General features: G+C 30.0%; 1 pseudogene. It reads right to left on the bottom strand.

Annotated elements, in window-relative coordinates:
• Nucleotides 1-360: pseudogene (locus J582_RS27195) on the bottom strand (hypothetical protein); the annotation flags it as partial.

Here is a 360-nt window from a genome sequence, read left to right on the forward strand (position 1 = left end):
TCTGTTATATGTTTTAAGATGGTCACTTGCATCTGGGGCATCAATAATATCTTGTAAATTCTCAAACTTTATACGAAATTCTTTAATTTTCTGTCGGTTGATATAAAAAGGATAATAAGTAAAGGCAATAAAAAATACGGTAATACCTATGTAAAGATTGATTTTCCAATGCAGTAAAAACAAACTATGAATAACATATAACAGATAAAGAGATGCAGCCAATGTGGTAATGCTAATCTTTGGAAATGGCAGTTTTTGTCCAATTCTGATATGGGGTGGTAAATACTTATCAACCACACTAAAGATGATATATGTCACTGGAACTAAGGAAATACCAAAGAAAATTAAAGAATTTCGTAT

Origin of the sequence: Acinetobacter sp. 1566109 (assembly GCF_000582255.1) — a bacterium.
In the GTDB taxonomy this organism is placed as follows: domain Bacteria; phylum Pseudomonadota; class Gammaproteobacteria; order Pseudomonadales; family Moraxellaceae; genus Acinetobacter; species Acinetobacter nosocomialis.